We start from the raw sequence: 25,404 nt of genomic DNA, 5'->3' as shown, positions 1-25,404 counted from the left end.
TGAATGAACCTTGACTGGTACGGTACGAGGACGCTCAAGGTTCAGTGAACGAACCTACGGAAGCCGAGGTCCTGCCATGCCCCAGCCGCCGACCACCGAGGCCGCCGCCGCGGCCGAGGGCGCCACCGCCGCGGCCCCGGCCCTCCGGCCCGCCGCCACCGCGGCCGGCGCCGGCACCCCGGCCACCGCAGCCGCTCCCGCCGCCCCGGCGCCCTCGACCGCGCACCCCGGCCCGGCACCCTCGGCCCCGCACCCCGGCCCGGCCCCGCGCGGTCGTGCCACGCTCGCCGTGACCAGCGCCGCCACCGCGCTGACGCTGATGAACTACACGGCCCCGATGCTCACCCTGCCCAGCACGGCCCGCGCCTTCGGCACCCCCGCCTCCCTCCAGGCCTGGCTCCTCAACGGCACCCCGCTCGGCCTCGCCGTCCTCCTCCTGGTGGCCGGCAGCCTCGCCGACGCCCACGGGCGGCGCCGGGTCTTCCTGCTCGGCACCCTCGGCCTCGGCCTCACCACCGCGCTCGGCGGCTTCGCCGCCTCCACCCTCACGTTCACCCTCGCCCGCGTCGCCCAGGGCGCGGCGAGCGCGGCCGTGCTCGCCGCCAGCCTCGGCCTGCTGGCGCACGCCTTCCCGACGGGCCCGGAGCGGATCAGGGCGACGGCCGTGTGGGGCGCCTTCGTCAGCGCGGGCATCGCGCTGGGCCCGCTGCTCGCGGGCACCGTCAGCACCCTGGCCGACTGGCGCTGGACGTACCTGGCCCTGGGCTCCGCCACCCTCCTGGTGGCCGCGCTCGGCACCCGCACCCTCGACGAGTCCCGCGCCCCGCGCGAGGGCCGGACGGACCTGGCCGGGGCGCTCGCCCTGGGCCTGGCCCTCGCCTCGCTGCTCACCGCGCTGACCCTGGGCCGGGACGGCTGGCTGCGCCCGTCGGTCGGCCTCCTCGCCCTGGCGGCCGCCGCCCTGGGGGCGCTCTTCGTCCGGGTCGAGCGGCGCGCCGCCGCGCCGATGATCGACCTGGCCCTGTTCCGCACCCCGGCGTTCCGGGCGGCGACGGCGGGGGCGCTGTTCACGGGCCTGGCGGTGATCGGCTTCTTCAGCGTGCTGCCCGCGCTGCTCCAGCGGGGCGCGGGGATGGCCGCACTGACGACGGCCTGGCTCTTCCTGCTGTGGTCGGGCACGGCGTTCGTGGTGGCGCTGCAGTCCCGCCGCCTCGCGGGCCGGCTCTCCGCCACGTACCAACTGGCCCTCGGCTTCGGCCTCTCGACAGCCGGGGTGCTCGCCCTGTTCGGCGCCCTGGAGGGCGCGGGCTGGCCGCGCATGCTGCCCGGCCTGGTCGTGGCGGGCGCGGGCAGCGGCCTGCTGAACGCCGCCCTGCCCCGGCTGGCCGTGGACTCCGTGCCGCGGGAGCGGGTGGCGATGGGCTCGGGCGCCAACAACACGGCCCGCTACATCGGCTCCTCGGCCGGCGTGGCCCTGGCCCTCGCCCTGTCGACGACCGGCCCGGACACGGCCCTGCTGGCCTCGGCGGCCCTGGGCCTGGGCGGGGCGGCGGTGACGCTGGCGGCGGGGCGGGGGCGAGGTGCCGGAGGGTCAGGCACCTGAGGGCGAGGCGCCGCCCCCGCGGGCACCGGCTCCGCGGACGCCGCCCCCGCGGACACCGGCCTCGTTGGAAACGCCCCCGGTGCCGGAACCGGCACCGGCATCGGCACCGGCACCGGCACCGGCCGCCGGGTCACCCGTCGTCCCCGGCAGCCGGGCGTCGGTGAACTCCTCGCGGGCGAGGACGTCCTCGTCCCGCCGCGGGTCCTCGGGGCCGGCGGGCCCGTACCGGCTGACGAGGACCGCGACGGCGAGGTTGACGAGCAGGGCGAGGAGCCCGGCGTTGAGGCCCCAGAGGGGGTCGTTCCCGGTGAAGACCAGGCAGCAGACCAGCACGACCCCGACGACGAGCCCGCAGACCCCGCCGTACAGACTCATCCGCCGCCACACGAGCCCCAGCAGGAGCAGCGGGAGGAGCTGCGCCATCCCCTCGTACGAGATGAGGGAGAGCCGGACGAGGGTGTTGGGCGCGGTGTACGTCATGACCAGCGCGAGCACCCCGGCGACGACCACGACGAGCTGGGAGAGCCCCTTCTCGCGGTCCCGGAGCCGGGGCAGGAGGGAGAGCACGCTGCGCCCCCACATGGTGCCGACGACCAGCATGAACACGGCCATGGGCACGATGGAGGAGAGCGCGGCGGCGACGCCGACGAGGCCGACGGCCCAGGGCGGCAGCGAGTCGGTGACCAGCTCGAAGAGGGCGAGGTTGGAGCCGGCGCCGGTGAGACCGGGGACGACGAAGAGGGCGGCCATGCCGAGCAGCATGGGCACGAAGAGCAGGACGTTGTAGGCGGGCAGCCAGACGGCGTTGCGGCGCAGGGTGTCGGCGTCGCGGGCGCCGAGGTAGCCGGCGACGGTGGTCGGGAAGATCACCACGGTGAGGGAGTTGAGCAGGGTGGTGGAGGCGAACCAGCCGACGCCGTACCCGCTCGCCGCACCCCCGTGCCCGGGCAGCGCCAGCCACTCGCGCTTCTCGTCGACGAGCCGGCCGAGGAACTCCCCGTACCCGTCGAAGTAGTGCAGCGGCACGTACACGGCGAGGAAGCCGAGGGTGAGGATGACGAGGGCGTCCTTGAGGACGGAGACCCAGGCGCTGCCGCGCAGCCCGCTGACGACGACGAAGCCGGTGGTGACGGCGAAGGCGAGGAAGTAGGCGAGGTCGAGCCCGATCCGCCCGTACGAGACCGTCGAGAGCACGACGCCCATGCCGGTGATCTGCAGCTGGATGTACGGCAGCAGGAACACGGTGGCGAGCACCGCGACCACCGCGCCGAGCCAGGGGCGGCCGTAGCGGTGGGCGGCCATGTCGCTGATCGAGACGAGCCCGTGCTTGCGGGCGTACCCCCAGAGCATCGGCCCGACGAGGTAGCCCAGGGCGTAGCCGCAGGACATGTAGGCGACGACGTAGAGGACGGGGGCGCCGTAGTTGTAGCCCCAGCCCGCGGCCCCGAGATAGCTGAAGCTGGTGTACCCCTCCCCCGCCATCAGCACCCAGATGAACACCGGCCCGAGCGAGCGCCCGCCGACGGACCAGTCGGCCAGCCCGCCGCTCTCCTGGCGCCGCACGGCGAGCAGCCCGAGGAGGACGGTGAGCACGAGGAACCCGCCGACGATCCAGAGCGCCGCACTCACTTCGCTCCCGCGGCCCGCCGGTCCCCGCGCCGCGCGAGGGCGACGGAGAAGGGGGTGAGGACGGTGGCCCCGAGCAGCCAGAAGAGGAGAAGCGGGACGTGGTTGACGAAGGGCAGGGCCGCGACGAACAGGAGGTACGGCACGAGCAGCCACAGCAGATGGGGACGGCGCTTGATCACCCGGTCGAGCCTATGCCCTGCCCCCTAGGAGGCGCCCTGGCGCACGAGCCTGGCCCACACGATCAGCCGGTACGTGGAGGAGAACTCCGGGGTGCAGGTGGTGAGGGTGAGATAGGCCCCGGGCTCGTCGTACCCGTAGGACGGCTTGTAGAGGGACCGGGGTACGGGGGCGATGACGCCGGTGTCGCGGGGCGAGGTCTGCGGGAGGACGAGGTCGACGCGGTAGGTGTAGGACCCCTGGCGCGTCCGCACCCCGATGAGGTCCCCCTTCCGCAGCCGGTTCACGTGGCGGAAGGGCTCGCCGTGGGTGTTCCGGTGCCCGGCGAGCGCGAAGTTCCCGGTCCGGCCGGGCCCGGCGGTGCCCGGGTAGTGCCCGACGAACCCCCGGTCGAGCACGCTCCGCTTGCCGACGCCGTCGGCGACGGGGACGGTGAGGCCGAGGCGGGGGATGCGGAGGACGGCGTAGGCGGAGGAGGTGACGGGAGGCCGGCCACCGGCCGAACCGGAGGAACCGGCGGCCCGGCCGGCCCCGTCACCCGAGGAGTCCTCCCCGCCGCCGGCGTCCTGCCACCCCGCTCCCGCGGAATCCTGCCCGCCCCCGGGCGACTCGCCCCCCGCGGGGACTCCCCCGGCCCCTGCCGATCCGTCCGCGCCGGAGGGTGAGCTGTCCCACTCCCTCTCCAGGTCCCGCACCTGTTCGACGGCCTGGGCGCGGGCCTGCTCGTTGGTCCACCACATCTGGTGGACGACGAAGAGGACCAGCACAAGCCCGCAGGTGACGATGACCTCGGCGCCCACCCAGAGGGCGCGGCCGACGCCTCCGCGTCCCGCGCGCCCCTGAACGACCACCGGATTCCGACCCCGCACGGCGGGCACGATAAGCGCTGAGGCACCAACTCTCCAGGGCCGTACAGCAGTACGGTGGTCGACATGCGCCCCGACATGTCTGCCGACCACACCACCGAAGCCGAGCGCCTGCTCCGCACCGCGGGGCAGTACCCGGAGGACCGCGAACCGCTGCTGCTGCGCGCGGCGGCCCACCTGGAACTGGCGGGCGAGCGCGAACGAGCGACGTCCCTGTACGACTCCCTGCTCTCCGCCTCCCCGGCCTCCCCGCTCCTCATCAGGTCCCTGAAGGCGGCGAACCTGTGGGAGTACGGGCACGAGGCGGAGGCCCGCGCGATCATCGAGGGCGTCCGGCGGGAACGCCCGGCGGACCCGGCCCCGTGGGAGATCGCGGCGGAGACGCTGGAGTCCCACGACGAGCTGGAGGAGGCGGAGGCGACGTTCACGGAGGCCGCGGACCTGCTGGTGCCGCTGTCCTCCGAGGACGTCTCGTACGCCCTGCAGTCCCTCCTGGCCGCCCGCCACCGCGTCCGCCGCCTGCTGGCACTGCCGCACGACGGGCACGACACCCTGGCGGACCGCCTCCACACCGGCGACGTCCCCCTGGACGAGCTGCACGACCCGAAGCGCCTGTGGGCCCTGGGCTCCTCGGACCCGGCCGAGCTCCAGGCCGAGATCACCCGCCTCCGCTCGGAGCTGGGCTCCTACCGCACCGCCCTGTCCCGCCCCTTCCCGGTGGCGGTCCTGCACTGGCCGGAGCGGGAACTGGACGAGCTCCTGGCGGCCTACCCGGAGCTGGAGGCGGAGTACCCCACCTACCGGGCGCACCTGACCGACATCGAGGCCTCCCTCCGCGAACTCGCCCAGGCCGGCACCCCGAACCTGGGCATCGTCCCGGCGACGGTCCCCTCCTACGAGGCCTTCGCCGCCTCCGAATCCTCCACCCCCGCCAACCCCGACCTCCTCCCCCAGTACGCCACCACCCTCGCCGCCCGAGGCCGCGCCACGGCCTGGCCGCCGCTGCGGGGGGCGGAGTGCTGGTGCGGGTCGGGGCGGGGGTACGGGGGGTGCCACGGGCGGGACCAGGTCTGAGTCCGCGCTACGAGGTCATGCCCCACTCCTGAGCCTTGGAGGAGCCGCCCCACCCGGAACCGTCCCGCCAGATCGAGGCGATTCCCTGCTCCTCCAAGTACGGGGCATAGGCGCCGATCTCTTCGGAGAAGAGGCCTATGAGGAAGGGCTCAGGTCGCTTCGCGTACAGGAAGTGGCGGTACTCGTAGAGCTGTCCGACGGCCTCGCGCACCGCCTGAGTGGGATTCCCATTGCGGACGACCTTTGCCTCGACCAGCCACTCCCCACCCGACTCCGCTGACGCGCCCCGGGGACGCAACACAAGGTCCCTGGGGTGTTGAAGCTCCGTTACCGGGACAAACCCGCGCTCGCAGACGTGGAGGCCGAAGTCTCCGATCAGCGTCTCGTGGCTGCGCCGCTTCACCTGCTGCCGCGCACGGATCTGCGCCACGTAGTCACTGCTGTCCTTCGGCCGGAAGTTCGCGAGCGGATTCGTGACCGGCTGGGGAGCGTGATGGCCGGGTTCGTACGACAATTCAAGCGCCTCAGGGGAATCGCTCCCCCACCACACGCGATCCGCCGATTCAGCCAGCCGTAGGGACTCGATCCCCAGCAGCAGGTCTTCCATCAGCGCGACATCACTGGGCAGGGCGCCCGTGTCGTACGTCTTGGCGATGACGCTGGCCGCCTCGTACGCCCTGGGTCGCGCCGCCCCGTCACGGAGCTGTGGCTCGTCGATCCAGCCCTGACGATCCTGCCGTCGCACGGCTCTGCGGAGTCGAGCCGCGTGGCGTCGGAGGTGGTCTTCGCGTGCCTGACCTCTGCCGAGTCGGTCCTCCAGCCAGGTGATCCCCTGCTGCAAGGTCAACGACACGTCCTTCAGGTCCTCACTGAAGATGTAGGCGAGGTACAAACCCTTCTTGGGGTCACGCTGGCCACCCTCCTCGAAGACACCGATCCAAGGGGTCGCGGCTGGCGTTGTCTGCCCTCCGTGCCCCTTCGCCTTGAAGCCGGGCGGAAGCGCCAAATCAGTACGCCCCGCCACTCCTCGCAGGACCTGCTGCCCCTTCACATCGCGCCCCGAACCGGCGTGACGGTCGTACGTGCCCGCGACCTCGCCGAGCAAGTCTCGAATCCCCATACAGGGAATTTAGATCAGGGGGCCCTGCGGTACACAGGAGTTCGCTTCACCCCGTCAGGTTCGGCGCGGCTCACATGCCAGCCTCGAATCGCATCTGCGCCATATCCAGAACGTCATCGGCGTCGTACCCATGGGCCCCCGACCAATGCAGGAGATCCACGATCACGTCAATCGCCGCGTCCTTGGCCACCGCGGCACTCAGCCGACTCGCACTGACCGCTCGCGGGGAGGCCACGGTGCCGTAGAGGGAGATCATGGCCTCCGCTCGAGTGACGCGCACGCCTCCCCCATGACCGTTCGGACTCATGAGGTCGGTAGCGATCTCGCACCACGTCACCTTCCGGTCCGCTCCGAGCAACACACCCCAGCGGTCAGCCATCGCATCGACGAGCGCCAGCCCTCTCCCCGAGTCAGACCCCGGCCCCGCGGCGACCAGCGTCGGCAGCGCCCGGCAGTCTGGATCGCGCACCTCAATCCGAAGGTACGTTCCGTTCATCGAGAGCCGTAGCGCCGTCGGCGTCCGTGGCCCGACGTGCAGGATCACGTTCGTCACGAGCTCGCTCACACAGAGTTGCGCGACCCCGACCTGCCGTGGCAAGCCCCACATCTTGAGGTGGAGCCGCACGATGCGCCGAAGCGCGGCCACCTCCTTCGCCTCGGCAAGGAACGGAAGCTCCCACGGCCTCCGCACCATGCACCCGTCGTCGCCCATGCCGTTCCCCACTCCATCGCGATGACTGACCGTGATGGACCACTAGCATTGCGTTGCACATCCCGGGATGCAATGTGCACCGCGAGATTCCCACGATCGAGCGATTGGCCGGCCACCTCCTGGATACGCAGACTGAACCTCCGCTAGATAAGGAGGGGTTGAGGTGGCTGGTTCACCCACTGCTCGCCGTCGACGCCTGTCGATCGAACTCAAGAAGCTCCGCGAATCGAGAAGGATGACGTGCGCCCAAGTCGGCGCGGCCCTCGATTGGAGCGGTTCCAAGGTCAACCGCATGGAAACGGGCACTGGAAGGGTCCAGCCATCCGACGTCGAAGCGCTCTGCCGCTTCTATGACGTGGACGACGAGCTACTTGAGTTCCTCAAATCACTCGCACGGCAGGCGAAGACGAAGGGTTGGTGGCAGGCCCACGACAGCGGCGTACCCGCCTGGTTCTCGATCTACGTGGGCCTAGAACAGGACGCTTCCACCTTCCGGCAGTACCAGAACGAGTTCGTGCCCGGACTTATGCAGACCCCGAGGTACGCCGCCGAACTACATCGCGCGACCAATCAGATGACCGACGAGGACATCAACCGCGCCGTACGCGTCCGGATGGAACGCCAGGAGCGCCTTCGGTCACCCAGCGCGCCGGACAGCTGGTTCGTCGTGCACGAGAGCGCGCTGCGCTCCGTCATCGGAGATCAGGCTGTCATGCGCGAGCAGCTTGAGAAGGTGCTGGAGATGGCCGAACTCCCCAACGTCACTCTGCAAGTCCTGACTTTCGACGCTGGGCCGTACCCCGCGACAGGCACGTTCAGCATGCTGGGCTTCCCCGACCCCGAGGATCCAGACATCGTGTACCGGGACGGCATCACGGATGCCGTCTACCTGGAAGGAGCCGACGAGGTACGCGCGTACGGCAGGGCCTTCGACAATCTGCGCGCCGCGGCGGCAAGCCCCCACCGCTCGATCCAGGTCATCACGACCCTACTGAAGGACTACGCGAAATGAGCAGCTCCACATCTGCAACGCCCGACCCCAGCCAGTGGTTCAAGTCCTCGTACAGCAACGGCTCTGGCGGCGAGTGCGTCGAGTGCTCCCGAACCGACGACGGGGCCTTGATACGCGATTCGAAGCAACCGGGAGGGCCCCTGCTGGCCATACCCGGGGACGCTTGGAGCGCGTTCATCCGTGGCGTCTCCAGCTCTGGTCGATGACGAGCGGATGGCCAGGAGTCCTGGTAAGCGCGGGCAGTCGGATCAGCTCACGGTGGATGTGACCCTCGGCCCCGAGTAGTGGGTCGTTAGGCTCGGGGTTGACTGTCGCCACATGAAAGGACCGCTGCCATGCCCAGCGCCCGCATCCCCTCCCCCGCCATAGCCGCCGCCGGGCTCGTCGGTGGGTATGCCGTCGCCCGGTGGACGAAGAAGCGGCCGCTGGGTGGGGTCGTGCTGGCCGTGGCTGGTGGGGTGGCGGCTCGGGAGTGGCAGGCGGTCGGTGGGGCGAAGGTCGCCGGGGGGCTGACGGCGGCGTACGTGGCCGCGTTCGCCGGGTCGCATCCGCTGGCGAAGAAGATCGGGGCGTGGCCCGCGGTGTTCGCCGTGGCCGGTGGGATGGCCGGGGCCGCGTACGCCGTGACCCGGCGGGCGGCGTAGGGCCCGCTCCCCGGGGCGGCGTAGGGGTTCGCTCCCCGGGGCGGCGGAGGGGGCGGTGAGGCCCCCCGGACGTTCCGCTACCCGCCGAGCGCTCGCACCTCGATGCTCCACGGGCCGTCCGCGCGCGCGTACACCAGGCACGGGCCGGCCAAGGGGGCTTCGGCCTGCCAGGGGCCCGTGTGGTTGGCCAGGACGTCGAGGAAGCCCGAGCCGTCGGGGGCGAAGGTGTCGGTGAGGAAGTAGCCGCCGTCGGAGGCGGTCGGGGTGCCCCGGTAGTGGAGGGTCGCGATCGCCGGGCCGCCCGTGTAGCGGAGGACGTCGGAGGCGGGGCGTTCCGCGTACGTGTCCAGGGTGACCGCGTCGGTCAGGTCCGTGAGCTCGATCGTCCACGGGGCCTCCGCCTGGATCCGCAGGGCGCGGACCGGGCGGCCGTCGGCGTTGGCCAGGGCGCGGGCGGCGAACGGGCCGTCCGTGTAGACGAGCTGGCTGCCCGCGCGGAGCCTGCCGTCCAGGGCGTCCACCACGAAGTGGCCCGGGCCGTGGTGCGTGATGCCGATGATCACCGGCTGCGCGCCCGTGGTCAGCTCCACCACCCGGTCCGCGGTGCCGGTCGTCCGCTGGAGGACCGGCGCGCCCGCCGTGGTCAGGGCGGGCGCGGGCCCGGGAGCGGCGGGGGGTGGGGTAAGGGTCTTGGAGACTCCGGTCAGGGGGCGCGGGGTGGGGCTGGGGCGGGCGTCGCCCTGGTCGCCCTGGTCGCCCTGACCGTTCTGCCCCTCGTGCCGGCCCTGTCCGCCCTGTCCGTTGCGGCTGGCTCCTCTGTTCCTCAAGCTCCGGCTCAGCCAGTTCATCGCGCTCCCCCGTCCGCGGTCGTGTCCAGCGGACTCTACCCGCCCACCGCGTGGCTGACCGTGTAGATCAGCAGGCCCGCCAAGGCGCCGACCACCGTGCCGTTGATGCGGATGAACTGGAGGTCGCGGCCGATGTTGGCCTCGATCTTCTTCGAGGTCTGGGTGGCGTCCCAGCCGGCGACCGTGTCGGTGATCAGGGAGGTGATCTCGGCGCGGTAGGTGGTGACCACGTAGGCGGCGGCGTCCTCCACCCAGCCCTCGACCTTCGCCTGCAGGCGGTCGTCGGTGGCCAGCCGGGTGCCGAGGGAGATCAGGGAGGCGCGGGCGCGGCGGCGGAGCTGGCTCTGGTCGTCCTCGGCGGCGGCCAGGATCAGGGCGCGGACCGAGGACCAGGCCGAGGCGATGAGGTCCTGCACCTCCGGGCGGGAGACGAGGTCCGACTTGAGGCGTTCGACGCGGGCGCGGGTGTCGGTGTCGGACTGGAGGTCGGCGGCGAAGTCCGTCAGGAAGCGGTCGATCGCGCCGCGCGCCGGGTGGGCCGGCATGTCGCGCATCTCCGTCACGAAGCGGAGGAGCTCCTTGTAGACGCGCTCGCCGATGCGCCGGTCCACGAAGCGCGGGGTCCAGCCCGGCGCCCCGCCCTGTACCGCGTCCATCACCGAGTCCCCGTGCGTGACCAGCCAGTCGTGGGCGCGGGTGCAGACCAGGTCCACCGCCCGGTGGTGGGAGCCGTCGGCGACCATGCGCTCCAGGGTCTTGCCCAGGCCGGGGGCGATCTCGGCGGCCTCCGCCCGGCGGGTGATCGCCTCGCCCACGACCGCCTGCACGTCGGAGTCGCGGAGGACCGTGAGGGCGCCGCGCAGCGCCGCGGCCAGTTCGGAGGTGACCCGGTCCGCGTGGACCGGGTCCGCCAGCCACACGCCGAGGCGGCGTGCGATGCCGAAGCCGCGCAGCCTGCCCCGTACGACGTCGGCGGAGAGGAAGTTCTCGCCCACGAAGGTGCCGAGCGAGGCGCCCAGCTGGTCCTTCTTGGTGGGGATGATCGCCGTGTGCGGGATGGGGAGGCCGAGGGGGCGGCGGAACAGGGCGGTGACCGCGAACCAGTCGGCCAGCGCGCCGACCATGCCCGCCTCCGCGGCGGCGGCCACATAGCCCGCCCACGGCCCGGCGCCCGCGTTCTTCGCCCACGTCGCCAGGGCGAACACCAGCGCCACGAACGCGAGCAGGCCCGTCGCCAGCAGTTTCATCCGCCGGACGCCCTTGCTCTTCTCCTCGTCCGCGGCCGTGTACGTGAAGCTCACCATCACCTCACCTCCCTTTCTCCCTATCTCAGTGACTCCTGGGGCGCATCCGGAGTTCCCCGTGCCCGTCCCCGTCCGCGTACCCGCCCCCGTACATCTTCGCGATCACCGCCTCGATGTCCGGCTCCCGCACCGACAGGTCCACCAGCGGGTACGCCGCGGCCACCGCCGCCACCACCGGGGCCGCGGAGGAGGAGGCGGGGAGCGCCAGCCACTGGCGGGGTCCCTCCGCGCGTACGAAGCGGGCGCCCGGCACCTCGATGGGCGCCGACTCCCGTGCCAGGTCGACCACCAGCAGGCGCTCGCTCTCCCCGGCCTCGTGCAGTCCGGCGAGCTCCCCGTCGTACATCAGGCGCCCGTGGTCGATGACCATCACCCGGCTGCACAGCTGCTCGATGTCGGTCAGGTCGTGGGTGGTGAGCAGGACCGTCGTGCCGCGGGTCGCGTTCAGCTCGCGCAGGAAGCCGCGGACCTTCGCCTTCGACACGACGTCCAGGCCGATCGTCGGCTCGTCCAGGTACAGCACGTCCGGGTCGTGCAGCAGCGCCGCCGCGATGTCCCCGCGCATCCGCTGGCCGAGGGAGAGCTGCCGCACCGGTACGTCGAGCAGGTCGCCGAGGTCGAGCAGCTCGACGCAACGGGCGAGGTTCTCGGCGTAGCGCGCATCGGGGATCCGGTACATGCGGTGGACCAGCGTGTACGAGTCGCGCAGCGGCAGGTCCCACCAGAGCGTGGTGCGCTGGCCGAAGACCACGCCGATGCGGCGGGCCAGCCGGGTGCGCTCGCGCGAAGGGTCGATGCCGGCCACCCGCAGCCGGCCGCCGCTCGGGGTGAGGATGCCGGTCAGCATCTTGATCGTCGTGGACTTCCCGGCGCCGTTGGGGCCGATGTAGCCGACCATCTCGCCCTCGGCGACCCGGAAGGAGATGCCGTCGACCGCCCGGACCTCCCGCTTCTCGCGGCGGACGAGGCCCGCCCTGCGGCGGACGGTGAAGACCTTCTCCAGGCCTTCCAGTTCGATGAACGGATCCATGGACGCCATGGATGGATACCTCAGCTTCCTGTCGACTGGTAGCTGCGCAGTCCCGCCCGCCACGCCAGCCCCGCCACCGCGCAGCACACCGCCGCGACCAGGGGTGACGCGAACGCCGCCCACCCCGGCACCCCGGCCGGCGGCGTCCTCCCGAGGACGTACAGGGCGGGCAGCCAGTTGACGAAGGCGAGCGGCACGACGTAGACGACGCCCCGCACCAGGTCCTGGGCGAAGATCGTCGGCGGGTACTGGAGCATCGTGTTGCCGCCGTACGTGAAGGAGCTCGTCACCTCGCCGGCGTCCTGGAGCCAGAACAGGAGCGAGGCGCCCAGCACCATCAGCGCGGCGAAGATCAGCGCGCCGCTCAGCAGCATCACCGGCACCAGGAGCACCTTCAGCGGCGTCCACTCCACACCCTCCAGCACCACCAGCCCCCAGACCAGCACCAGCAGCCCCTGGGCGATCCGCCCCAGCCGCCGCAGCGCGAAACGGTCCGCCGCGACCTGCGCGAGGACCGGGGCGGGGCGCAGCAGGAAGGTGTCCAGCGAGCCGTCGCGCACCCGCTTGCCCATCCGCGGCAAGGAGCCCATCACCAGGTCCGCCAGGCCGAACGAGGTCCCGGTCGCCCCGTACAGGAACGCGACCTCCGCGAAGGAGAAGCCGCCGAGCCCGCGCACCTGACCGAACATCAGGAGGATGACGACGAAGTCGAAGAAGGTGGCGACGAGGGAGGAGAGGAAGGTCAGGGCGAAGGAGGAGCGGTAGGCGAGGGTGGACCGGATCCACATCGCCGCCACCATCCGGTACGTACGCCAGGACTCGGCCACGCCCGAACCGGACCACGCCTCCTCACCCGCGCCGCGCCCGGCGTACTCCGCGCGGTCCACGTGCTCCGCGCGGTCCACGTGCTCCGCGCGATCCATGTGGTCCACGTGGTCCATGTGGTCCACGCCCGTGACGCGCTCCACGCTCGCCGCGCTCGCCACGCTCGCCGCCCCCTCCGCGCTCGCCGCGTTCGCCGCGTTCGCCGCGTTCTCGACAGGCTCAGCCACCCTGCACCACCACCTTCCGCGTCGCCGCCGCCTGCACCGCCCGGCCCGTCGCCAGCAGGACGACCGCCCAGCCGGCCTGGAACGCGTACACCCCCAGCAGCCCCCAGCCCTCGTACCGCCCCAGGTACACATCGGCCGGCACCTGCAGCATCGAGGCCCAGGGCAGCATCCGCGCCACCTCGCCCAGGGCGCCGGGGAAGACGTTGAGCGGGAGCAGCATCCCGGAGAAGAACAGGCCGCCGAGCCAGGCCGCCTGGACCACGCCCTGGCCGTCGAGCAGCCAGAAGGCGCTCAGCGCCACCAGGTACCAGAGGGCGAAGCTGACGATCGCGCCGAGCGCCACCGAGCCGAGGAAGGCGGGCCAGGTCCAGGGACTGTCCGGCAGGGTCAGGTCGAAGACGAGGGCGCCGAAGACCATGGGGGCGATCCCTCGGCCGAGCAGCTGGTACGCGGCGCGGCCCAGGTTCGCGGCGAACCACCAGGTCTGCAGATCGGCGGGCCGGTAGAGGTCGACCGCGATGTCGCCGGTCCTGATCCGCTCGATGAGTTCTTCCTCGAAGCCCCCGCCCATCAGCCCGCAGACGGTGATGAGGCCCTGGCCGATCCACACGTAGGCGAGGGCGTCGCCCATGTCGTATCCGCCGAGCGTGGGACGGGCGTCCCAGAGGGCGATGTAGGTGTACGACAGGATGAAGCCGAAGACGGTGTTGGTGAACACCCCCGCCGCCGTGGCCACCCGGTAGGTGGCATGGCGCCTGAACCCACCGGCGGCGACGGTCGCGTAGAGCCGCAGCATGTCCCCTGCTCCCTCCGGTCGGTCACTCCGCGCAAAGGGCCCGACCTTAGGGGGACTTCCCGTGCCGTCGCGACCGGTTTTCGGGCCCGCAGGGGCAGGATGTGACCTTATGTCCCTTTCATTCGGCAGGTCATCCGATGGCCCATCACGTGGCCCGTCACGTGGGCCGTCACGTGGGGCGCGAGGCGGGCCATCACATGGGGTGCCAGACGGCACGTCCGGTGGAACGTCCGGTGGGACGTCCGCCGAGTCCTCCTCCTGGGAGCCCCGGGACCCGACCGTCCCCGCCGCGTCCCCGCCCCCGCCCCCGTCCCGCGGGCGCCACCCCCACCGCCCCCGCGGTCCCCGCCGCCTCCTGCGGCGACTGCTCGGGCTCGTCGTCCTCGGCGGCCTGCTGCTGCTCGGCGGCTTCGTCGCCGGCTACCTCCTCGTGGACATCCCGTCCGCCAACGCCACCGCGGTCGCCCAGTCCAACCTGTTCCTCTACAGCGACGGCAGCCCGATCGCCCGCGCCGGCGAGGTCGACCGGGAGAACGTGAGCCTGGCGCAGGTCCCGGCCGGCGTCCGGGACGCCGTGCTGGCCGCCGAGGACCGCGACTTCCACACGGCGCCCGCGGTCGACCCCCGGGCCATGGTCCGCGCCACCTGGAACACCCTCACCGGCAAGGGCCGCCAGTCCGGCTCGACCATCACCCAGCAGTACGTCAAGAACTACTACCTGGGCCAGGAGCAGACCCTCACCCGCAAGGCGAAGGAGTTCTTCATCGCGATCAAGCTGGGCCGCGAGAAGAGCAAGGCGGAGATCCTGGAGGGGTACCTGAACACCAGTTACTTCGGGCGCAACGCGTACGGGATCCAGGCCGCCGCCCGCGCCTACTACGGCAAGGACGCCAAGGACCTCGACACCGCCGAGGGCGCGTACCTCGCCTCGCTGCTCAACGCCCCCAACGCGTACGACGTCGCCGCCCACCCCGAGAACCGGCCCCGCGCGCTCGCCCGCTGGCGCTACGTCCTCGACGGCATGGTCAAGGAGGGCTGGCTGTCCCCCGCCGGCCGCGCCGCCGCCGTCTTCCCCACCCCGCAGCCGGCCCACGCCTCGGCCGGCCTCTCCGGGCAGCGCGGCTACCTCGCGCAGGCCGTCGCCCAGTACCTGACCGAGCGCGGGATCGTCGACGAGAAGACCCTGGCCGCCGGGGGCTTCCGGATCACCACCACCCTGGAGCGGGCCAAGCAGGACGCCCTCGTGCGGGCCGTCGACGAGCACGTGAACGACAGGCTGGACCCGGCCCGCAACCCCGCCGACCGGTACGTACGGGTCGGCGGCGCGGCCGTCGAACCGGCGAGCGGCCGGGTCGTCGCCCTCTACGGCGGCATCGACTACACCCGGCAGTTCGTCAACAACGCCACCCGCCGCGACTACCAGGTCGGCTCCACCTTCAAGCCCTTCGTCCTCGCCGCGGCGCTCCAGCACGGCGCACTGACCCAGGAGGGTGAACGGATCACGCCGAACACCTACTACGACGGCGACAACCGGCGCCCGGTGCAGGGGTGGAACGGCGCCCTCTACGACCCGGCGAACGAGGACGACACCAGCTACGGCGACATCACCGTGCGGTCCGCCACCGACCGGTCGGTGAACGCCGTGTACGCGCAGATGGCCGTGGACGTCGGCCCCGGCCGGGTCCGCGAGGCCGCGGTCGCGCTCGGCCTGCCCCGGAACACCCCCGACCTCACCTCCTCCCCCTCCATCGCGCTCGGCCCGGCCACGGCGAGCGTCCTGGACCTCGCGCAGGCGTACGCCACGCTCGCCAACCACGGCTCCCACGGCACGTACACCCTGGTCGAGAAGGTCGCCCGGGGCGGCGAGGAGCTGGCGCTGCCGGGCACCGCGGGCCCGGCCGGGGCCGGCCAGGCGATCGGCCGTGAGGCCGCCGACACGACGACGTCCGTGCTGCGGAGCGTCGTCCAGGGCGGGACCGGCACGGCGGCGCTCGCGGCCGGGCGGCCGGCGGCGGGCAAGACGGGCACGGCGGAGGACGACAAGGCGGCCTGGTTCGCCGGCTACACCCCCGAGCTGGCGACGGTGGTGGCGATGATGGGCCAGGACCCGGAGTCGGGCCGCCAGGAACCGCTGTACGGGGCGCTGGGCCTGCCCCGCATCAACGGGGGCGGGCCGCCCACCGAGATCTGGGCCCAGTTCACCCGCGAGGCGCTCGCGGGGGTCCCGCCGAAGGAGTTCGACCTGCGGCTCATGGAGGGCGCGGAAGAGCTGCCGCAGGTGCCCCCGATGCCGGACCTCCCGGACGGGGCGCAGGGCTTCGAGGGCCCGGGGGCGGCCGACCGCAGGCCGCCGCGCGGGACGGCGGGGCCGAAGGGGGCGCAGCGGTGGGAGCAGGCCGGGGCCGGACCCCGGCGCGAGGACGACCGGCGTACGGGCCCGGGCCACGGCCAGGAGCCCGTACGGGAACGGGAGCAGGCCCCGGAGCCCGTACGGGAGGCACCTCGGCCACCGGCGCACAGCGCGCCCGCGCCGGACGGCCCCGGCGGTCCGGGGGGCCTGGGGAACGACCTGACGGGCACCCCGGCCCACGGCACCGACCCCGGCCCTGACACCGGCCCGGGCGCAGGGCCCGGCCCTGACACCGCCCCCGCCCCCGCCCCCGGTCAGTGACCCGAGGTCGCCTTGAGGCCGACCACGGCCACCAGCAGCAGACAGACGAAGAAGATCCGGGCGGCGGTCGCCGGCTCACCGAGCACCAGCATGCCGAACACCGCCGCACCGGCCGCGCCGATGCCGACCCAGACGCCGTACGCCGTGCCGATCGGCAGGGTCTTGGCGGCCTGCGAGAGCAGCACCATCGAGAGGACGATCCCGGCGCCCGTGAAGACGCTGGGCCAGAGCCGGGTGAAGCCCTCGGTGTACTTCATGCCGATCGACCAGCCGACCTCGAGCAGACCGGCGATGATGAGAAGGACCCAGGCCATGACGACGAACACCTCCGCGAGACGGATCAACAGGGGTGCGTCGTCTTGTCGTGAAACCCGGTACGGCGCGTCTCGTCGGGTGTCCCCAGCCTAGCAAAGAACGGGCAAAGGGCCTGGTGACACCGGTCACCAGGCCCTTCGTGTACGGGGAGGAGGCCGCGCGCTACAGGTACAGCCCGGTCGAGTCGGACTGCCCCTGGAAACGGTCGGCGGCGACGGCGTGCAGGTCGCGCTCGCGCATCAGGACGTACGCGACCCCGCGCACCTCGACCTCGGCGCGGTCCTCGGGGTCGTACAGGACCCGGTCGCCGATCTCGACGGTCCGGACGTTCTGCCCGACCGCGACCACCTCGGCCCAGGCCAGCCGGCGGCCGACGGCCGCGGTCGCCGGGATGAGGATGCCGCCGCCCGAGCGCCGTTCCCCTTCCGGGGTGTCGGTACGGACCAGGACCCGGTCGTGGAGCATCCGGATGGGCAGCTTGTCGTGGGTGTTGTCGCTCACGACTCGAACCTACCTGCCCGGGCGTGTCGCCCGTACCCGGGACGGCCCGGTCGGGGCGTTCCGTTGCCCCGGTTCCTCAGTCCCTGCCCTTGCGGGCGGACGCGGCGATCAGCCCGACGACCGCGACGGCCACCAGTGCCACCGGCACCACGCGCTCCAGGCGGGGCGCGCCGTCCTCGTGGGTGAAGCGGGCCTTCACGTCCGAGACGACGCGGTTGACGGCCACGAAGGCGCGCCCGGCGGTGTGGTCGACCGTGGCGGCGACCTTCGCCTTCGCGTCGCCGATGATCGTCTTCGGGTGCACCCGAATGCCGATCTCGTCGAGAGTGACGGCGAGCTGCTCGCGTCGGCGGACGATGTCCGCCTCGATCTGCGCAGGGGTCCTGGCGTCCGACACCGCGCTGCCTCCGTAGTCGTGTACCGGCGAGTACCGGCGTGTTCCGGTCGTCCATGGACAGTCTGTCAGCTTCCGCGCCCGCGGGTCGTCCCCGACCCCCATTAGGCTCTGAACGCGTACGCGAACATTCCCGAGGAGAGCCATGAGCGAGCGACTGCAGCCCGGCGACACCGCCCCCGCCTTCACCCTTCCCGACGCGGACGGCAACGAGGTCTCCCTCGCGGACCACAAGGGCCGCAAGGTCATCGTCTACTTCTACCCGGCCGCCCTGACCCCCGGCTGCACCAAGCAGGCCTGCGACTTCACGGACAACCTGGAGCTGCTGGCCGGTGCGGGCTACGACGTCATCGGCGTGTCCCCGGACAAGCCGGAGAAGCTGGCGAAGTTCCGCGACAAGGAGAACCTGAAGGTCACGCTGGTCGGCGACCCGGAGAAGAAGGTCCTGGAGGCGTACGGCGCCTTCGGCGAGAAGAAGCTGTACGGCAAGGTGGTGACCGGCGTGATCCGGTCGACCGTCGTCGTCGACGAGGAGGGCAAGGTCGAGCGCGCCCTCTACAACGTGAAGGCGACCGGCCACGTCGCCAAGATCATCAAGGACCTGGGGATCTGACCCCGCTCCTGTGACGGAGCCTGCCCGGCCAGTAGCATGGCCGGGCAGCGAGCGGCCGTGGTGGAATTGGCAGTCACGCTGGGTTTAGGTCCCAGTGGGGTAAAACCCGTGGGGGTTCGAGTCCCCCCGGCCGCACTCACGCGTTCTTTCCTCGGGCGATGTCAGCCCAACAGCTCCCGCACCACCGGCACCAGGGCCCGGAAGGCCTTGCCGCGGTGGCTGATCGCGTTCTTCTCCGCCGGGGTCAGTTCGGCGCAGGTCACCGTGTGGCCGTCCGGCTGGAGGATCGGGTCGTAGCCGAAGCCGTTGGTGCCCGCCGGGGTGTGGCGCAGGGTGCCTCGCATGCGGCCCTCGACGACGCGTTCGGTGCCGTCGGGCAGGGCGAGGGCGGCGGAGCAGGCGAAGTGGGCGGCGCGGTGGGGGGGCGTCGATGTCGGCGAGCTGGGCGAGGAGCAGGTCCAGGTTGGCCTTGTCGTCGCCGTGGCGGCCGGCCCAGCGGGCCGAGAAGATGCCGGGGGCGCCGTTGAGGACGTCCACGCAGAGGCCGGAGTCGTCGGCGACGGCGGGCAGGCCGGTGGCCCGGGCGAGGGCGTGGGCCTTGAGGAGGGCGTTCTCGGCGAAGGTGACGCCGGTTTCCTTGACGTCGGGGATCTCGGGGAACGCGTCCGCGCCGACGAGCTCGTGGTCGAGTCCGGCGTCGGCGAGGATCGCGTGGAGTTCGGTGATCTTGCCCGCGTTGCGGGTGGCGAGGATCAGACGGGTCATGTGCCGATTATCGGGGGCCGCCCCGGCAGGACGGTGCGGCCCCTGGTCGGCGGTCCGGGCTAGCCCGGCGTGCAGACCTTGCCGACCTCCGTCGCCGCGTCCGTGATCGGCTTGATGTCGGGGGTGGTGTCGCCGTTCTTGACCGCCGCGCGGACGGAGTCGACGCCCTTGGTGAGGTCGTCCACCGCCTTGGACAGGTCCGCGTTGTCCGTCGAGTTCTTGAGGTTGCCCAGCTCCGTGTCGATGCTGTTCAGGGCCTCCTCGATCTGGGTCGGGTCGTTGGAGGCGCTGGAGACGGCCTGCGAGAGCTTGTCGACCGAGGTGGCGATGGCGTCGGCGGTCTTGACGCAGTCCATGGCCTTGTCGAGCGCACCGCAGCCGACCAGTCCGGTGAGTGCGGCGGCGGTGGCGACGGCGAGCGCTATGGAGCGGCGGCGCTTCAAGAGTTGGGTCCTCCCCCTCGTACCTGAATGTCTGGACGGGGCGCACGGTTCGACCCGTGCGCCCGTATCCAGACAGACGCCCGGGGTCCTCAGAGAGTTCCTTCGAGCGCCTTGCGCTGGATCTCGGCGAGGTCGGCGCAGCCGCCGGAGGCGAGGTCGAGGAGGGCGTTGAGCTCCTTGCGGTCGAAGGGCTCGGCCTCGGCGGTGCCCTGGACCTCGACGAAGCGGCCGTCGCCGGTGCAGACGACGTTCATGTCGGTGTCGGCGCGGACGTCCTCCTCGTAGCAGAGGTCGAGGAGGGGGGTGCCGTCGACGATGCCGACGGAGACGGCGGAGACGGTGCCGGTGAGGGGCTTGCGGCCGGCCTTCACCAGCTTCTTGTTCTGCGCCCAGGCGACGGCGTCGGCGAGGGCGACGTACGCGCCGGTGATGGCGGCGGTGCGGGTGCCGCCGTCGGCCTGGAGGACGTCGCAGTCGAGGACGATGGTGTTCTCGCCGAGCGCCTTGTAGTCGATGACGGCGCGCAGGGAGCGGCCGATGAGGCGGGAGATCTCGTGGGTGCGGCCGCCGATCTTGCCGCGGACGGACTCGCGGTCGCCGCGGGTGTTGGTGGAGCGGGGGAGCATCGAGTACTCGCCGGTGACCCAGCCTTCGCCGCTGCCCTTGCGCCAGCGCGGGACGCCCTCGGTGACGGAGGCGGTGCAGAAGACCTTGGTGTCGCCGAAGGAGACGAGGACGGAGCCCTCGGCGTGCTTGCTCCATCCGCGTTCGATGGTGACGGGGCGGAGCTGTTCGGGGGTACGGCCGTCGATACGAGACATGGGACGAGCGTAGCCGCACATGACGAAGGGCCCGTTCCCCTGCCGGAACGGGCCCTCGTCGATGCGTCAGTCGCGGAGGCGACCGCTCACATCATGTCTTCGATGTCCGCGGCGATCGGGTCCGCGTCGGTGCCGATGACGACCTGGATGGCGGTGCCCATCTTCACGACGCCGTGGGCGCCGGCGGCCTTGAGGGCGGCCTCGTCGACCTTGGACGGGTCGATGACCTCGGTGCGGAGGCGGGTGATGCAGCCCTCGACCTCTTCGATGTTCTCGATCCCACCGAGCCCGGCGACGATCTTCTCAGCCTTGCTGGCCATGTGTTTCTCCCTGTCCGTTCCGTTCAAAGAACGTGAGTCTCGGCGCACCGGAGGTCCGCTTTGTCACGGTAACCCACGGTTGGACCAGTCTCGCGAGCGAAGTCCGCCGTTCTGCCGAATGATGACGATCACCGGCGGCCTGCCCTCGATCGGCCCCGGGGAGCCTATCGCAACTGGTCTACACCAGTGTGAACGAGAGCCTGGTCCGGATTGTTCCGGGGCCATGTCGGGTCAGGGAGGACGCCGATGAGCAGTACGAGCGCCGCAGCCGCACCGAAGAAGTCGCATTGGAACGGCTTCTTCCAAGGGCTGCAGAAGATGGGCCGCAGCCTGCAGCTGCCCATCGCCGTCCTCCCCGCGGCCGGCATCATCGGGCGGCTCGGCCAGCCGGACGTCTTCGGCGACGAGGGCCTGGGCTGGACCAACGTCGCCAAGGTCATGGCGGGAGCCGGTGGCGCGCTCCTCGACGCCGACCTCGGCCTGCCCCTGCTCTTCTGCATCGGCGTCGCGATCGGCATGGCGAAGAAGGCGGACGGCTCCACCGCCCTCGCCGCCGTGGCCGGTTTCCTCGTCTACCGGGGCGTGCTGCACGCCTTCCCCAAGTCCTGCCCGGAGGGCACCAAGGACATCAACGGCGGCTGCCTCGGCGCCGGTGACACCTTCGCCGGGTACACGTACCAGAACCCCGGCGTCTTCGGCGGCATCATCATGGGCCTGCTGGCCGCCTTCTTCTGGCAGCGCTACCACCGGGTGAAGCTGGTCGACTGGCTCGGCTTCTTCAACGGCCGCCGGCTCGTCCCGATCATCATGGCCTTCGTCGGCATCGCCTTCGCCGCCCTCTGCCTGTGGATCTGGCCGCCGATCGGCGACGGTCTGGAGAGCTTCAGCGACTGGCTGGTCGGACTCGGCTCGTGGGGCTCCGGCATCTTCGGCGTGGCCAACCGCGCGCTGCTGGTGATCGGTCTGCACCAGTTCCTGAACGTGCCGGTCTGGTTCCAGTTCGGCTCGTACACCAAGCCGGACGGCACGGTGGTCCACGGTGACATCAGCATGTTCCTGGCGGGCGACCCGGCCGCCGGTCAGTTCACCTCGGGCTTCTTCCCGATCATGATGTTCGCCCTGCCGGCCGCCGCCCTGGCCATCGCCCACTGCGCCAAGCCGCACCGGCGCAAGGAGGTCGGCGGCATGATGCTCTCGGTCGGCCTGACCTCGTTCGTCACCGGCATCACCGAGCCGATCGAGTACTCGTTCCTCTTCATCGCCCCGGTGCTGTACGCGATCCACGCGCTGCTGACCGGTGTGTCGATGGCGGTGACCTGGGCCCTCGGCGTACACGACGGCTTCAGCTTCTCGGCCGGCCTGATCGACTACGTGATCAACTGGGGCCTGGCCACCAAGCCGTGGCTGATCATCCCGATCGGCCTGTGCTTCGCCGTCGTCTACTACGCGATCTTCCGCTTCGCGATCACCAGGTTCAACCTCCCGACCCCGGGCCGCGAACCGGACGAGGTGGGCGACGAACTGGAGCGGGACAACACCAAGGCGTAGGCCCTTCCGACCCCCCTCCCCCGGGGCGATGGACCACCTTTCGCCCCCTCCGCAAGGCCCTCGGACCCCTGGTCCGGGGGCCTTATGTCGTCGGTTGTCCGGCTATGGCTGAGCCCACAAAATTCGAAGGTTCCTTATCTAAGTCACACGTGCTACAACTGGTCTACACCATTAATTGGTGTAGACCACGCGGTCCAGACCACCGCGTTCCACGAGACGCCGCCGTCACCCCCTTTCACTGTCCTCTGGCGGCGCCTTGCCTACTGGAGGAAGTTGATGAGTACGGCCACCGCCCAGGCCGCCGCTCCCGCGAAGAAGCGCGGATCCGGCCTGTTCCAGGGCCTGCAGAAGGTCGGTCGCAGCCTGCAGCTGCCGATCGCCGTACTGCCGGCCGCGGGTATTCTGCTCCGCCTCGGTCAGCCCGACGTGTTCGGCAAGGACGGGCTCGGATGGGACAAGGTCGCCTCCGTGTTCGCCACGGCCGGCGGTGCTGTCTTCGACAACCTGCCGCTGCTCTTCTGTATCGGCGTCGCCATCGGCTTCGCCAAGAAGGCCGACGGCTCGACCGCTCTCGCCGCCCTCGTCGGCTTCCTGGTCTACAGCAACGTCCTCAAGGCCTTCCCCGTCACCGAGGCCGTGATCAACACGACCGCCAACAAGGGTGTCGACGTCGCCGCGACGTACAACAACCCGGGCGTGCTCGGCGGCATCCTCATGGGTCTGCTCTCCGCGGTCCTGTGGCAGCGCTTCCACCGCACCAAGCTGGTCGACTGGCTCGGCTTCTTCAACGGCCGCCGCCTGGTCCCGATCATCATGGCCTTCGTCGGCACCGCCGTCGGCGTGGTCTTCGGCCTGGTCTGGGAGCCGATCGGCGAGGGCATCTCCAACTTCGGCGAGTGGATGACCGGCCTCGGCGCCGGGGGCGCGGGCCTCTTCGGTCTCATCAACCGCGCGCTGATCCCGGTCGGCATGCACCAGTTCGTGAACACGGTCTCCTGGTTCCAGATCGGCGACTTCACCAACGCCGCCGGCGAGGTCGTCCACGGTGACCTGAACCGCTTCTTCGCCGGTGACCCGAGCGCCGGAATCTTCATGTCGGGCTTCTTCCCGATCATGATGTTCGGCCTCCCGGCCGCCGCCATCGCCATCGCCCACGCCGCTCGCCCCGAGCGCCGCAAGGCCGTGATGGGCATGATGGTCTCCCTCGCGCTGACCTCCTTCGTCACCGGCATCACCGAGCCGATCGAGTTCACGTTCATGTTCATCGCGCCGGTCCTGTACGCGATCCACGCCGTACTGACCGCCGTCTCGATGGCCGTCACCTGGGCCTTCGGTGTCCACGCCGGCTTCACCTTCTCCGCCGGCGGCATCGACTACCTGCTGAACTGGAACCTGGCGACCAAGCCCTGGATGATCATCCCGATCGGTCTCGTCTTCGCGGCCATCTACTACGTGGTCTTCCGCTTCGCCATCACCAAGTTCAACCTCCCCACCCCGGGCCGCGAGCCCGAGGAGGAGATCGAGGACCTCACCAAGGCGTGAGTCCCCGCCCGCACCCCCGTGCGACGGAAGGCCCCGGAACCCTCAGGGTTCCGGGGCCTTCCCCGTGCGCGTACGGCGAGGTCAGACCTCGTACACCGCGCCCGCGCGCGCCAGCTCCGCCGGTCCCGGGTACACCTCGCGCGCGTCCGCCAGGTTGCGCTCGCCGTCCGTCCACGGGGGGATGTGGGTCAGCACCAGACGGCCCACGTCGGCGCGGGCGGCCTGGGCGCCGGCCTCGCGGCCGTTGAGGTGGAGGGCCGGGATGTCCTCCTTGCCGTGGGTGAAGGAGGCCTCGCACAGGAAGAGGTCCGCCCCGCGCGCGAGCTCGTCCAGCGCGTCGCACACCCCGGTGTCGCCCGAGTAGGTCAGCGCCCGGCCCCCGTGCTCGACGCGGATGGCGTACGCCTCCACCGGGTGGCACACCTTCTCCGTCCGCACGGAGAACGGGCCGATCTCGAAGGCGGCCGACTTCAGCGTCCGGAAGTCGAAGACCTCGCCCATCGCGGTCGGCGAGGGCGTGTCGGCGTACGCCGTGGTCAGCCGCTGCTCGGCGCCCTCCGGCGCGTAGACGGGGATGGCCTCGCAGCGGCCGCCCTCGTGGCGGTAGTAGCGCGCCACGAAATAGCCGCACATGTCGATGCAGTGGTCGGCGTGCAGATGGCTGAGGAAGATCGCGTCCAGGTCGTACAGACCGATGTGGCGCTGCAGCTCGCCCAGGGCACCGTTGCCCATGTCGAGGAGCAGCCGGAAGCCGTCGGCCTCTACGAGGTAGCTCGAGCAGGCCGATTCCGCGGACGGGAACGACCCTGAGCAGCCGACGACGGTGAGCTTCATGGAGCGTGAACCTCCGTGGACGGGTGCGGGAAAGCGCGCGGGAGGGGAGGTCGTGCGATCTGTCGAGCGTACGGGGCACTACGGCGCGTCGCTCCTCCGTGGCGGCCCGTTGTGGGCGAACTCACGGGCTCTGTCACCGGTTCGGATGGATGGCGGGGCACCCGGGCGGTGCGGGGGCCGTGCCGGTACGGTCTTGAGGTATGGACACGTCGTGGTGGCCCGCGCTGGTCGCGGGCGTGGTGATCGCCCTGGTCGTGGCGGTCGCCGGACGGCGGCGCCCGGACCGCCGGCCCCTCGGCCGGACCCGCCCGCCCGCACGGCCGACGCGTCCGGCCCCGCCGCGCGGCCGGGCCCCGGCGGGGAGGGCCCCGGCGCGGCTGCCGCGGCCCGGTGAGATCTGGTGGGCGGAGGTGCCGTTCGAGGACGGGCCGGGTTCGAAGGACCGGCCGTGCCTGGTCCTCGGGCTGCGCGGCGAGAGCGCGCTGGTCGCCAAGATCACCAGCAAGTACCACGACGAGCGCCCCGGGGTGATCGCGCTGCCGCCCGGCTCGGTGGGCGACGCGCAGGGCCGGCCGAGTTTCCTGGAGACGGACGAGCTGCGGGACGTGCCGGTGGTGGACTTCCGCCGCAAGGTGGGAACGGCGGACCCGGTGGTCTGGGACCAGGTCCGCCATCTGGCGCGCTGAGCCGTGCGGTGACGGTGCGGTGCGCGGGGGTGCGGCGATCGAGCGGTGCGGGTGGTGCGGGCGATCGAACGGTGCGGGTGGTGC

Annotated in this window: 27 protein-coding genes, 1 tRNA gene, 1 pseudogene and 1 riboswitch; of the genes and pseudogenes, 11 read left to right on the top strand and 18 right to left on the bottom strand. The window is 71.6% G+C overall.

All coding sequences use genetic code 11. The features are described from left to right. Window positions 1–76 precede the first annotated feature (76 nt). Entirely contained in the window at window positions 77–1,603 is a 1,527-nt protein-coding gene (locus tag ABD981_RS25230) for an MFS transporter (protein ID WP_345530387.1), read from the top strand. Here the strand turns inward: ABD981_RS25230 and ABD981_RS25225 are convergent. The 3 genes from ABD981_RS25225 to ABD981_RS25215 are packed head-to-tail and all read right to left on the bottom strand — an operon-like array spanning window position 1,592 to window position 4,278. Then, complete coding sequence (locus tag ABD981_RS25225; protein ID WP_046911974.1) at window positions 1,592–3,232, bottom strand: sodium:solute symporter family protein; 1,641 nt, start codon at window positions 3,230–3,232, stop codon at window positions 1,592–1,594. The genes ABD981_RS25230 and ABD981_RS25225 overlap by 12 nt on opposite strands. Next, on the bottom strand, window positions 3,229–3,411 hold the full coding sequence (locus tag ABD981_RS25220; protein ID WP_046911975.1) for a hypothetical protein: 183 nt from the start codon (window positions 3,409–3,411) through the stop codon (window positions 3,229–3,231). Before ABD981_RS25220 ends, ABD981_RS25225 begins: the two co-directional genes overlap by 4 nt. 24 nt (window positions 3,412–3,435) lie before the next feature. Beyond that, the gene (locus ABD981_RS25215) at window positions 3,436–4,278 is read right to left on the bottom strand and encodes a class E sortase (protein ID WP_240495481.1); all 843 of its coding nucleotides are present in this window, start codon (window positions 4,276–4,278) and stop codon (window positions 3,436–3,438) included. A 63-nt stretch (window positions 4,279–4,341) separates the two neighbouring features. Between ABD981_RS25215 and ABD981_RS25210 the strand changes: the two genes are divergently transcribed. Further along, window positions 4,342–5,349, top strand: a complete 1,008-nt coding sequence (locus ABD981_RS25210) for an SEC-C domain-containing protein (protein ID WP_046911977.1) — start codon at window positions 4,342–4,344, stop codon at window positions 5,347–5,349. Window positions 5,350–5,356: 7 nt separating this feature from the next. Here ABD981_RS25210 and ABD981_RS25205 read toward each other — a convergent pair whose 3' ends face one another. Both ABD981_RS25205 and ABD981_RS25200 read right to left on the bottom strand, forming a co-directional pair. Further along, complete coding sequence (locus tag ABD981_RS25205; protein ID WP_046911978.1) at window positions 5,357–6,469, bottom strand: MrcB family domain-containing protein; 1,113 nt, start codon at window positions 6,467–6,469, stop codon at window positions 5,357–5,359. A gap of 70 nt (window positions 6,470–6,539) precedes the next feature. Further along, complete coding sequence (locus ABD981_RS25200; RefSeq protein ID WP_046911979.1) at window positions 6,540–7,181, bottom strand: ATP-binding protein; 642 nt, start codon at window positions 7,179–7,181, stop codon at window positions 6,540–6,542. Between the two features lie 163 nt (window positions 7,182–7,344). On the opposite strand from ABD981_RS25200, the gene ABD981_RS25195 reads away from it, so the two are divergent. From ABD981_RS25195 to ABD981_RS25185, 3 genes are all read left to right on the top strand, one after another. Next, window positions 7,345–8,193, top strand: a complete 849-nt coding sequence (locus ABD981_RS25195) for a helix-turn-helix domain-containing protein (protein WP_046911980.1) — start codon at window positions 7,345–7,347, stop codon at window positions 8,191–8,193. After that, complete coding sequence (locus ABD981_RS25190; RefSeq protein WP_123955202.1) at window positions 8,190–8,399, top strand: DUF397 domain-containing protein; 210 nt, start codon at window positions 8,190–8,192, stop codon at window positions 8,397–8,399. The genes ABD981_RS25195 and ABD981_RS25190 overlap by 4 nt, the downstream gene beginning before the upstream one ends. Before the next feature lie 129 nt (window positions 8,400–8,528). After that, on the top strand, window positions 8,529–8,837 hold the full coding sequence (locus ABD981_RS25185; RefSeq protein ID WP_046911981.1) for a hypothetical protein: 309 nt from the start codon (window positions 8,529–8,531) through the stop codon (window positions 8,835–8,837). Between the two features lie 77 nt (window positions 8,838–8,914). Here the strand turns inward: ABD981_RS25185 and ABD981_RS25180 are convergent, their stop codons facing one another. The 5 genes from ABD981_RS25180 to ABD981_RS25160 all read right to left on the bottom strand — a co-directional run bounded on the left by ABD981_RS25180 (window position 8,915) and on the right by ABD981_RS25160 (window position 13,864). Further along, a complete protein-coding gene (locus ABD981_RS25180; RefSeq protein ID WP_240495482.1) occupies window positions 8,915–9,664 on the bottom strand; it encodes a hypothetical protein in 750 nt (249 codons plus the stop codon). 56 nt (window positions 9,665–9,720) lie between these two features. After that, window positions 9,721–10,989, bottom strand: coding sequence for a DUF445 domain-containing protein (locus ABD981_RS25175; RefSeq protein WP_046911982.1), 1,269 nt, complete (start codon window positions 10,987–10,989; stop codon window positions 9,721–9,723). A 25-nt stretch (window positions 10,990–11,014) separates the two neighbouring features. Next, the gene (locus ABD981_RS25170; RefSeq protein ID WP_046911983.1) at window positions 11,015–12,028 is read right to left on the bottom strand and encodes an ABC transporter ATP-binding protein; all 1,014 of its coding nucleotides are present in this window, start codon (window positions 12,026–12,028) and stop codon (window positions 11,015–11,017) included. 11 nt (window positions 12,029–12,039) lie between these two features. Then, complete coding sequence (locus ABD981_RS25165) at window positions 12,040–12,942, bottom strand: ABC transporter permease (RefSeq protein ID WP_123955206.1); 903 nt, start codon at window positions 12,940–12,942, stop codon at window positions 12,040–12,042. A gap of 121 nt (window positions 12,943–13,063) precedes the next feature. Further along, window positions 13,064–13,864 (bottom strand): ABC transporter permease, encoded by an 801-nt coding sequence (locus tag ABD981_RS25160; RefSeq protein ID WP_046911996.1) that lies wholly within the window; start codon window positions 13,862–13,864, stop codon window positions 13,064–13,066. Window positions 13,865–14,069: 205 nt separating this feature from the next. Here ABD981_RS25160 and ABD981_RS25155 point away from each other — a divergent pair, with 205 nt between their 5' ends. Continuing rightward, complete coding sequence (locus tag ABD981_RS25155) at window positions 14,070–16,538, top strand: transglycosylase domain-containing protein (protein ID WP_345530386.1); 2,469 nt, start codon at window positions 14,070–14,072, stop codon at window positions 16,536–16,538. Here ABD981_RS25155 and ABD981_RS25150 read toward each other — a convergent pair. The 3 genes from ABD981_RS25150 to ABD981_RS25140 all read right to left on the bottom strand — a co-directional run bounded on the left by ABD981_RS25150 (window position 16,532) and on the right by ABD981_RS25140 (window position 17,751). After that, window positions 16,532–16,852, bottom strand: coding sequence for a DMT family transporter (locus tag ABD981_RS25150; RefSeq protein WP_046911998.1), 321 nt, complete (start codon window positions 16,850–16,852; stop codon window positions 16,532–16,534). The genes ABD981_RS25155 and ABD981_RS25150 overlap by 7 nt on opposite strands. Before the next feature lie 34 nt (window positions 16,853–16,886). Next, a riboswitch (guanidine-III (ykkC-III) riboswitch) is annotated at window positions 16,887–16,957 on the bottom strand. 58 nt (window positions 16,958–17,015) lie between these two features. Continuing rightward, window positions 17,016–17,354 carry a GroES family chaperonin gene (locus ABD981_RS25145; protein WP_046911984.1) on the bottom strand — a complete coding sequence of 113 codons (339 nt, stop codon included), beginning with the start codon at window positions 17,352–17,354 and terminating at the stop codon, window positions 17,016–17,018. A gap of 76 nt (window positions 17,355–17,430) precedes the next feature. Beyond that, a complete protein-coding gene (locus tag ABD981_RS25140) occupies window positions 17,431–17,751 on the bottom strand; it encodes a DUF3618 domain-containing protein (RefSeq protein ID WP_046911985.1) in 321 nt (106 codons plus the stop codon). 142 nt (window positions 17,752–17,893) lie between these two features. On the opposite strand from ABD981_RS25140, the gene bcp reads away from it, so the two are divergent. Beyond that, window positions 17,894–18,361 (top strand): thioredoxin-dependent thiol peroxidase, encoded by a 468-nt coding sequence (bcp, locus tag ABD981_RS25135; RefSeq protein WP_046911986.1) that lies wholly within the window; start codon window positions 17,894–17,896, stop codon window positions 18,359–18,361. Window positions 18,362–18,412: 51 nt separating this feature from the next. Next, window positions 18,413–18,496, top strand: a tRNA-Leu gene (locus tag ABD981_RS25130). 26 nt (window positions 18,497–18,522) lie between these two features. Here ABD981_RS25130 and rdgB read toward each other — a convergent pair. From rdgB to ABD981_RS25110, 4 genes and pseudogenes are all read right to left on the bottom strand, one after another. After that, window positions 18,523–19,126: pseudogene (gene rdgB, locus ABD981_RS25125) on the bottom strand (RdgB/HAM1 family non-canonical purine NTP pyrophosphatase). Window positions 19,127–19,185: 59 nt separating this feature from the next. Further along, window positions 19,186–19,569, bottom strand: coding sequence for a hypothetical protein (locus ABD981_RS25120; protein ID WP_046911988.1), 384 nt, complete (start codon window positions 19,567–19,569; stop codon window positions 19,186–19,188). A gap of 89 nt (window positions 19,570–19,658) precedes the next feature. After that, complete coding sequence (rph, locus tag ABD981_RS25115) at window positions 19,659–20,390, bottom strand: ribonuclease PH (protein WP_046911989.1); 732 nt, start codon at window positions 20,388–20,390, stop codon at window positions 19,659–19,661. 86 nt (window positions 20,391–20,476) lie between these two features. Then, the gene (locus ABD981_RS25110) at window positions 20,477–20,710 is read right to left on the bottom strand and encodes a PTS sugar transporter subunit IIB (RefSeq protein ID WP_018517946.1); all 234 of its coding nucleotides are present in this window, start codon (window positions 20,708–20,710) and stop codon (window positions 20,477–20,479) included. Between the two features lie 246 nt (window positions 20,711–20,956). Here ABD981_RS25110 and ABD981_RS25105 point away from each other — a divergent pair, with 246 nt between their 5' ends. Together ABD981_RS25105 and ABD981_RS25100 are read left to right on the top strand one after the other, a co-directional pair. Next, on the top strand, window positions 20,957–22,258 hold the full coding sequence (locus ABD981_RS25105; protein WP_046911990.1) for a PTS transporter subunit EIIC: 1,302 nt from the start codon (window positions 20,957–20,959) through the stop codon (window positions 22,256–22,258). 276 nt (window positions 22,259–22,534) lie between these two features. Further along, window positions 22,535–23,800 carry a PTS transporter subunit EIIC gene (locus ABD981_RS25100; protein WP_046911991.1) on the top strand — a complete coding sequence of 422 codons (1,266 nt, stop codon included), beginning with the start codon at window positions 22,535–22,537 and terminating at the stop codon, window positions 23,798–23,800. Window positions 23,801–23,881: 81 nt separating this feature from the next. Here ABD981_RS25100 and ABD981_RS25095 read toward each other — a convergent pair whose 3' ends face one another. Next, the gene (locus ABD981_RS25095; protein ID WP_046911992.1) at window positions 23,882–24,634 is read right to left on the bottom strand and encodes an MBL fold metallo-hydrolase; all 753 of its coding nucleotides are present in this window, start codon (window positions 24,632–24,634) and stop codon (window positions 23,882–23,884) included. Between the two features lie 200 nt (window positions 24,635–24,834). Here ABD981_RS25095 and ABD981_RS25090 point away from each other — a divergent pair, with 200 nt between their 5' ends. Then, window positions 24,835–25,320 (top strand): type II toxin-antitoxin system PemK/MazF family toxin, encoded by a 486-nt coding sequence (locus ABD981_RS25090; protein ID WP_345530385.1) that lies wholly within the window; start codon window positions 24,835–24,837, stop codon window positions 25,318–25,320. The last annotated feature ends 84 nt before the right edge of the window (window positions 25,321–25,404 follow it).

The organism is Streptomyces showdoensis (assembly GCF_039535475.1).
Lineage (GTDB): Bacteria > Actinomycetota > Actinomycetes > Streptomycetales > Streptomycetaceae > Streptomyces > Streptomyces showdoensis.
The sequence above is the reverse complement of the archived record's forward strand: the minus strand, read 5'-3'. Positions and strand labels throughout refer to the sequence as shown.